Source organism: Capnocytophaga sp. oral taxon 332 str. F0381 (genome assembly GCF_000318275.2).
GTDB lineage: Bacteria > Bacteroidota > Bacteroidia > Flavobacteriales > Flavobacteriaceae > Capnocytophaga > Capnocytophaga bilenii.
The window spans coordinates 25,054-33,309 of the sequence record NZ_KB291286.1; the positions used below are offsets into that span (position 1 = coordinate 25,054).

An 8,256-nucleotide genomic window follows, 5' to 3' on the forward strand; every position below is an offset into this window, starting at 1 on the left:
CGGTGCGAGCCGCACAGGCTGTCTTATCCTTCGCTCAACCTTCGCTTATCCTTCGCTTATCCTTCGCTCAACCTTCGCTGAGAAGAATTATGAATTTTGAATTGATAGGAGTGCGAGCTGCACAGGAAATTAGGTCTGTGAGCTCGCACTATGTTTTTGGGGTTCGGTAGTTTTATTAAAATACCTCGAACCTGATACCTATACTATAAGGGTATTCATTGATAGGATTGCTTTTGAATAGGGGTACTAAATTGTAACGGGCGTAAAGCAGGCACGATTTGTATCCTATGTGTGCGGATACGCCGTATATGAATTCATTGACATTGAAGTTCTTGAAGGCTACATCTTTTACTTTGCCGCCTTGCTCGTTATACTTTATTTTTTGCTTGGGTGTCCATAATACGCCTATATAGCCTCCTACTCCGAAACGGAAACTTTCGGCAAAAGGATAATAGGTTTTTCCTTTCTTTTCGACTGGCTTGGTAAAATCAAATTCTAAATTTAGGGGGACTATCATATAATGTGTTTTAAATTTGGATAGGGTTACTTCTTTGGGGTAGGGCATTATTTTAGTAATATTGTCATCAATTACGTAATAGGTGTTTCCTTTCATTCGTAGGGTATTCACTAAAAGTGAGGTACCATAGGTGAGGTGCAATAAGTTGTTGTTTTTCAGCAAACGGGTGTTCATTAAAAAGCCTATTTCTAAGGAGTTGGAATAGTTTGTCCTGAAATAGTTGTTGCTGAAATGGTTGCCTTGCTTGAGATTGTGAAACCCTAATGAATAGACGGGATAACTGGTGGTGCGCTGTGGCTTGCTAAGACTATCGGAGGTGGCGCTTAGCCAGCTATCGATACGCTTAATTATGCAGGGCTCGTATGAGGAGGTAGGGGGGATAGGCTCTGTATCGTGACTGAGCAGCTGCTGGCGTACGAGTTCTGAAAGTTTGTCGGTTTCCTCTTTGGTTTTGTCGGCAATACGAATTTTTGATTGGTTGGTGGCTTCTTTTTTGAGGGTTTGGAGCTGCTCTTCTGATATTTTTTTGTCTGCAAACTGCTCATCAAGTGTTTTTAGCTCGATTGATAGGGCTTTTTTTTCGGTTTTTACGATAGAATCTATCACTTTTTTGGATTGTTCTATCTGCTGATAATAGTTTTTTTGTGCTGAGGCGACTCCTATTGTAAAGAGTAATGCCAAAAATAAATAAGATTTCATATTTTAATTAATTTATGAGTTTAACAATATGTAATAAATGGCTTACTAACGACTAAGGGCTAACCATTTGTTGTATTTTTCTTCTAAGTATTTTTTGAGATGGGCTTTGAGATGGGTTATTTGTGTGGGGGGTACGGGGGCATTAGTTGGCTGTGAATTATTGAGATTGGTAGCTACGATTTCTACTAGCTCTTCTTCGGTGAGAAGGCTGGTATCTAAACTGGCTACTAAGTGTGTATTTTCATCTGAAAAATTGGTGTTATGAGGGGTAGGGTCGGTAGTGGGGTCTGCGCTAGCTAATGGAGGGATAGCGGTGGCTACTGGGGGAATGGGGGTGCTTGGGGGGGTATGGACTTGGCTATTGGCTTTGACAACATTGCTATGGGGTTTGTTGAAATTGGGGGGTGGGGTGGGGTTGCTTGTAGGCAAAGGGCTTGGTGTGTTGGTTTTGCAAACATTATTAATATTTTGCTGCTGAAATACTATTTCTTGGGATACATCGGTTACTTGCCGCTCATTGAGACTGCAAATGCTTATGGCGATGAGCACAGCTGCGGCAGCGGCATAGTAGTACCAACGTATTTTTTTAGTGGGCACGGGGGCTGCTTTGCGGGTTTCGGCAGCTAATTGTTGCTCTAATCGTGTCCACAAATCGGGTGATGGTGGTAACTGACGATGAGCAAATAGGTTTTTTATTTTATCTTTCCACATATTTTTTGAGCATTTTTTTAGCATACGCTAATTGGGATTTTGAGGTTCCTTCGCTAATACCAAGTGTTTGGGCTATCTGCTTGTGTGTGTAGTCTTCAAACACATAAAGGTTGAAAACCATACGACTGCCTTCGGGAAGCTGATTGATAAAGGCTTGTATTTGTGCTTCTTGATAGGAGGCTTCGTCTAAGGTACTATCGTCAATGGTATCGTAATTGTCGTTCCAATCGCTATAGATGAGTTTTTGCTGCTTGCTACGCAAAAAATCGATGCACTCATTGACGGTAATACGGCGCATCCAAGCGTATAGTTTTTGTTGTGGCTTGTATTGCTGTATATGGGTGAATATTTTGTAGAAGGCTTTGAGTAGGGCATCTTCGGCAAAATGGGCATCTTTGATATACAGACGGCATACGCTTAGCAGGGCAGCTGCATAACGGTCGTACAGTTGCTTTTGTGCCAATGGGTCGTTGCACTTTAGTTTGTTTATGAACTCAGAATCTTGGATATTACTATTGTTTATTATATAAAACGAAAAAAAAACAGAAAGGTTGTAAAGTGTGGGCAAATATATTAAATTATTTTTGTACTTTTGCAGGAGTTAGGAGTTATACGCTATTAAATAAGAATTAAACTTTTATTATGTTGTCATATCCTGCGTTTCTTCCGCAGTTTCTACCTCTTGCTCAATATCCGTCTGATGCTCTGCAAGATAGGTTTTGATGACGACACCTTTGTCAGAATGCACCAAAAGCAGGTAGCGGTACATGGTACTGCCGATGTATATTCAGGAATGTACAAACGTAACTTCACAGAAGAGAATGCTGAACTCTGTATAACGACCAATGAGAAGCGTCAGCCCGTCCTCACCATCAATGGTCTGTCTGTCCTAGATTGGTGTGAGCAGAAGTGGCAACAACTCATTCATCGCAACCGCTCACAACAGCTGTAATCGTTTTTCTTTCTCTTACAAGAAGAAAAACATGAAAGAACGCTCACTTTTCCACGAAAAGTGTTACTTTTGCAACTGAAATAGTGAGTGTCCTATACGACCTGCATCTAATCGCAGAACCTTGTAATTTAGGTGCCTAGTCCGAAATCATATTTTTAGGGAAGCAAACTATTTTTGCCTTATTGGGTGGAATTGGCGCAAAATAAGTACGTTTGTAATAGTAAAATAAACACCAAACTGTTGTCTAAAATGGGGAGGATACTAAAGGAATAACTTAATATGTCACAAAAAGGAAGCGTATTTCAAAAAGGAGGAGGTGGGACAAACTTTGAACAACTCGTTCAAACGGCGTTTCTTACAACTCTTATTATTCATGGTAATGCTCCATGTCTTGATTCTGGTGAATTATCGGAGGTTGCACTACAAGTAACTAACAGAGGCTATGAAACTGATGATTTTATGGTTACGGCAAAATCAGCAAGTGGTGAACATCGTGTATTGATTCAGGTAAAACACGACATATCATTTACTGTTGATAATGGAATATTCAAAGAGGTAATTAATGCTTTTTGGAAAGACTATAATAATACTTCAATTTTTGACAAATCAAAAGATAAACTTATTATAGTAAAGAATGGTTTAACTAAAGATGAAAGAAATCATCTTAAATCACTCTTTAATTGGGCAAAAAATCACGCAACAGAAGCAGATTTTATTACCGAAGTAAACAGGATAAGAGGAAAGAAAGACCGATTAGATGTTTTTCGTGAGGTGCTAAAAGAAGCGAATAATAATACATATTTGACAGATAAAGAACTTTGGGAGTTTTTGAAATGTGTTGATGTTTTGGAATATGATTTCCTAAACGAAGGGAGTATTGATAAAACATATTTTCTCAATCTGATTAAGCTCAGTAAAAACAAAAAATCGGCAGCAACCGAAAAAGAAATTTGGGACAGTATTTTTGCTTATGCTGCTACGCTTAATCCAAATGGTGGAAGTGTGACACTTGAAAGTATTAGAGATAAAGATTTCTTTCAGCATTTTGATAACACACATTTAACTTCATACTTCAAAGCCGTTGAAAAACTTAAATCAGACAGCAATGAGATTTTACGACCAATAAAAACTTATATTGGAAAAGGAGAAAACAAATTTCATTTACAACGATCAGAATTAAGAGAAAAAATTTTAGTAGGTCTAAGTAATTTCCAACTAACGATTGTGACAGGAAAACCTGGAGTTGGGAAATCAGCTGAAATCAAAGAGATCCTTGAAAAAGATTATCCTAATGCAAGTGTGTTTGTTTTCAGAGCAGACCAATTCAATGAATCTACGCTCGCCAATGTTTTCTCAAGTCAAGGGGTAAATGAAACAATACAAGATATTTTCTCATGTATCTCCCTCATTCCTGAAAAAATTATTTTCGTTGATAGCTTGGAAAAGCTATTGGAAGCAGACCCTGAATGTGCCTTTAAACAGTTATTAGCGTTACTTAAAGAGCACCCAGAAATTAAATTAATTGCTTCGTCACGGAAATATGCGATTGATTTAATTACATTAAAATTTGGTATTGATAAAGACAATATATGTATAATTGACATTCCAACCCTTAATGAAGAAGAGTTAAAATTTGTAGCTGAAAAGTTTCCGCAGTTAAATAGTGTTTTAAAAAACGACAAAGTCAAAAAGTTGTTGCAAAGTCCAAAATATCTGGATTTCTCAATCTTAGCAATCAGTAAAACAAACGATGATTATGCTAATGTTTCGCTGACAGAATTTAAGGACAAGTTATGGAACTCATTAGTTGTAGATTCTACCAACACGAAAAATGGACTTCCAATTAAACGTGAAGAAGCTTTTAAAGAAATTGCAGTAAAGAGAGCAAGAGAAATGAAACTCTTTACTAAACCCGATAAGTCTGATGCAGAGGCCATAGCCTGTTTAGAAAATGATGAAATTGTATTTCAGGAAAACAACAACAGGAAGTATTCTCCTACTCACGATATTTTAGAAGATTGGGCATTAGTAAAATATGTTTCTTCAAAGTTTGAAGACTTTCCAAATCCAAAAGATTTTTTTAGCAATTTAGGAAACGAGCCAGCTATCAGACGCGCATTTCGTCTTTGGGTGGAAGACTATTTAATTGACAACAACGGTAAAATAAATGAACTGATCAAGGTAACAATTGCTGACCAAACTATTGAAAAATATTGGGCAGATGAATTGTTGGTAGCTGTATTTAAGTCAGAAAACAGTAATTCATTTTTTACTTCTTTTGAGAAAGAACTTCTTGAAGACAACTCTGTTTTCTTCAATAGATGTTTGCATATCATAAAAACTTGCTGCAAAGAAAGCGACCCAAAAACGAACAACAGCAATTTGCTTTTGCCGATTGGTTCGGGTTGGAAAGAAGCATTGTTTTTTACGAAAAAGAACAATAGTCAATTAGAATCAATAAAACTTTCAATACTCAATTTTCTCACTGATTGGTATTACCGATTACTTTTTCAATACAAAAAAATTGAAAACGCAGAATTAGAGGCGGCAAAATCTATTGTCCTAACCTATTTGAAAGAAGTTGAAGAAGAAAAAGAATTTTGGCAAGAAGAAAATGCCAAAGGTAAATCATCAACCTTGATTTTAATTTTATTTGGCTTGGCTTCAATTTCAAAGGAAGAAATTAAACAACTTATTGCAAGAGCATTTACCAAGAAAGAAAATCGGGAATCTTGGAGATTAAATTCTTTTTATGAAAATGTAATTGAAAATTGTCTTTCAGGTATAGGAAACCAGCGTTTGATAAAAGAATTGCCTGAATTGATTATTGAAACAGCTTGGAAAAATTGGAAATATATACCAACAAAAGAATCTGATTATCCAAATGAAATTAGTTTTATATCAGGACACTCTTTGAGTGATGAGGAATGTTGGGGAATAAGAGATAGACATTCTTTTTTCCCTTCGGGAATTTACAAAACGCCTTTTTACAATTTATTGTGGATTCATCCTAGTATTGGGATGAAATTCATCATTGATTTTATAAACTACTCAGTTGAATTTTATGTAAAGGCTTCTTGCGAACACAAGCACAACATTTCTCAAATAGAAATCGAACTTAATGACGGAACTGTAGTAGAAAAATGGGCAGATTGGGAATTGTGGGCGGCATACAGAGGTTTAAGCGTTACGAATTATGCTTTGGAATCTTTGCTGATGAGTTTTGAAAAGTTCCTTTTAGAAATGGGAAAACAAAAAACAGATGTAAGCAAAAAAAACTTGAAGTTTATATTTGATTATGTTATTAAAAACAGCAATAATGTTGCTCCAATAGCGGTTTTAACGAGCGTTGCTATTGCTTATCCCGAAGAAGTTGAAGAAGCGATGTTGCCATTATTGTCTGTCAAGGAATTTTATGAGTGGGATTTAAGTCGAGCACTTCAAGAAAACTCAGTGTTTGCCCCAATGGATGGACGTATTTCATTTGCACAAAAAGAGCGTTTTGAATCAAATCAACTTCCACATAGAAAAAAATATCAAAGAGGGCTTCGAGATTTTATTTTAGACTATCAATTTAATGTTAGAAAATTAAACAAAGAAATTCACCAAATAATTGACAAACTAAAAGCACAATATGATGGTAAAGATGTTATATGGAAAAAGAATTTAATTGAAATGGACATCAGAAACCATAAAGTTAGAGAATATGATGAAAAACTTGGTGGTTTTCCTATTCAACCTGAATACGATGATGAAGTTGTAAAGTTTATTGAATTCAATAAAGAAAGTTTTGAAGCAGATACAAAGTCTTTGAATATTTCAGGACAACTTTTAAAAACTTACGAAAAGAAAGAAACTATTGATTTTTCATCTTGGTTATCTTGCTATGAGCAATATTCTTCATCAAAATCCTTAAATATCCTTTATGACAGACCAATTACGTTAGCTGTATTAGGACTGAGAGATTTTTCAACAAACATAAATGAAGAGCAAAAAACAAAGTGTATAGAAATAATTACTGATGCAATAGTTTCTATCCTACAAGATACATTTAACAGAGGTTATGGCCTTAATATGAGCATCTACATAATGGAAAAAGATATTGCTTTATCTTCTTTCCATTTGCTTTTGCAAAATGTTGATAGCGAAGAAGATAAAAACGGTATAATAGCTACAATGATTTATGTGCTATTCGCACCATTCCACTACCACGAATTTGACAAAATCATACAATACTTTAGAGAAGTATTTTTCAAACAATTTCCTAATGAAGCAAAAAGAGTTTGGCTTGGTCTCATTAAGTATGCTTGTTACAAAAAAGCTAATCCTAAATTTCATAGACACCAAGATAAAGATAGTTTAGACAAGGAAGAAAAATTTGTTCAACAAATTTCATCCAATAAGAATTTAAAGTTTGACCTTTCAGAAATTAGTTTAGAAAAGTGTGAGGGATATTTACTTGCAAGAGCTTTTGTAATTACGCCATACGACACAGCAGATAAAGATTTTGAATCTTTCATCAAACATTTTATTCCTTTACTAACTACTGATTTGCAACACGAGGAAAATTATTCATACAATCGCAACAAAGAAAAGAGACAAATTCATTCAGAATCAGTTCTTTACGTGGAATTCTATTTGGCTGAACTTCTTTTAAAAGCAAATAGTGAATTATCTAAATCTGTTCTAGATTTAATCATAGACCCAACCTATCAAATTGAATTGCCTAATCTTAGAAGAACAGATGATCTATTTGAATTTTCTTCAAAAGTACCAGAGTTTGTAATATACAAATTAGACGATATTATTGCTAATTCGACTGAAGAATATTTAAACCAAAAGCTTATTACAAACTTTTGGGTATTATGGCAATATTTTTTTGATAAAATCAAGGTGAGTGGTAAGCAATATTTTCTTGCAATCCTTTTTCTTGATATAAAGTGGAAAGAAATCTCTACTCATTGGAGACCTCTTGAAAACAAAAGAGATTTTTATCAATCAATGGTAAAGGATTTAGGGAAGTACAAAGCGACTTCGATTCTTAACGTATTCTCAACTGTTGGCGAAAAGACTTTTCTTCCAGAATCAATAAGTTGGTTAGTTGATATATTCAAATCGGAAGCCGACACTACCGTTGCATTACTATATCCTTCTGCAGAAAGGTTGATAAAACGACTATACTATAACCACATTTCAATAATCAAAAACGACAAAAAACTAATTGACGATTATGTTTGGATTTTAAATAGGATGGTTGATTTTGGTTCGTCAGAAGCATATTTATTTAGAGAAAATGTAATTACGTATAAAAGCATTAAGTAAACTGCGAGTAGAAGGAACTCTCTTGTCATATCCTGAAATAGGTTTACACTAAAAA

5 protein-coding genes are annotated in these 8,256 nt (G+C 35.1%); 2 read left to right on the forward strand and 3 right to left on the reverse strand.

The genetic code is table 11. The annotated features are described in order from the left end of the window. Positions 1 to 175: 175 nt before the first annotated feature. Genes HMPREF9075_RS04155 through HMPREF9075_RS04165 form a run of 3 tightly spaced genes read right to left on the reverse strand, consistent with a single transcriptional unit; the run spans position 176 to position 2,435 of the window. Positions 176 to 1,216 (reverse strand): hypothetical protein, encoded by a 1,041-nt coding sequence (locus tag HMPREF9075_RS04155; RefSeq protein ID WP_009415258.1) that lies wholly within the window; start codon positions 1,214 to 1,216, stop codon positions 176 to 178. A gap of 45 nt (positions 1,217 to 1,261) precedes the next feature. Next, positions 1,262 to 1,927 carry a hypothetical protein gene (locus HMPREF9075_RS04160; RefSeq protein WP_009415259.1) on the reverse strand — a complete coding sequence of 222 codons (666 nt, stop codon included), beginning with the start codon at positions 1,925 to 1,927 and terminating at the stop codon, positions 1,262 to 1,264. Beyond that, positions 1,914 to 2,435, reverse strand: a complete 522-nt coding sequence (locus tag HMPREF9075_RS04165) for an RNA polymerase sigma factor (protein WP_034556795.1) — start codon at positions 2,433 to 2,435, stop codon at positions 1,914 to 1,916. Before HMPREF9075_RS04165 ends, HMPREF9075_RS04160 begins: the two co-directional genes overlap by 14 nt. A gap of 192 nt (positions 2,436 to 2,627) precedes the next feature. On the opposite strand from HMPREF9075_RS04165, the gene HMPREF9075_RS12810 reads away from it, so the two are divergent. Together HMPREF9075_RS12810 and HMPREF9075_RS04175 are read left to right on the forward strand one after the other, a co-directional pair. Next, complete coding sequence (locus tag HMPREF9075_RS12810) at positions 2,628 to 2,879, forward strand: hypothetical protein (protein ID WP_157049219.1); 252 nt, start codon at positions 2,628 to 2,630, stop codon at positions 2,877 to 2,879. Between the two features lie 279 nt (positions 2,880 to 3,158). Continuing rightward, positions 3,159 to 8,201 carry a hypothetical protein gene (locus HMPREF9075_RS04175; RefSeq protein WP_009415262.1) on the forward strand — a complete coding sequence of 1,681 codons (5,043 nt, stop codon included), beginning with the start codon at positions 3,159 to 3,161 and terminating at the stop codon, positions 8,199 to 8,201. Positions 8,202 to 8,256 lie beyond the last annotated feature (55 nt).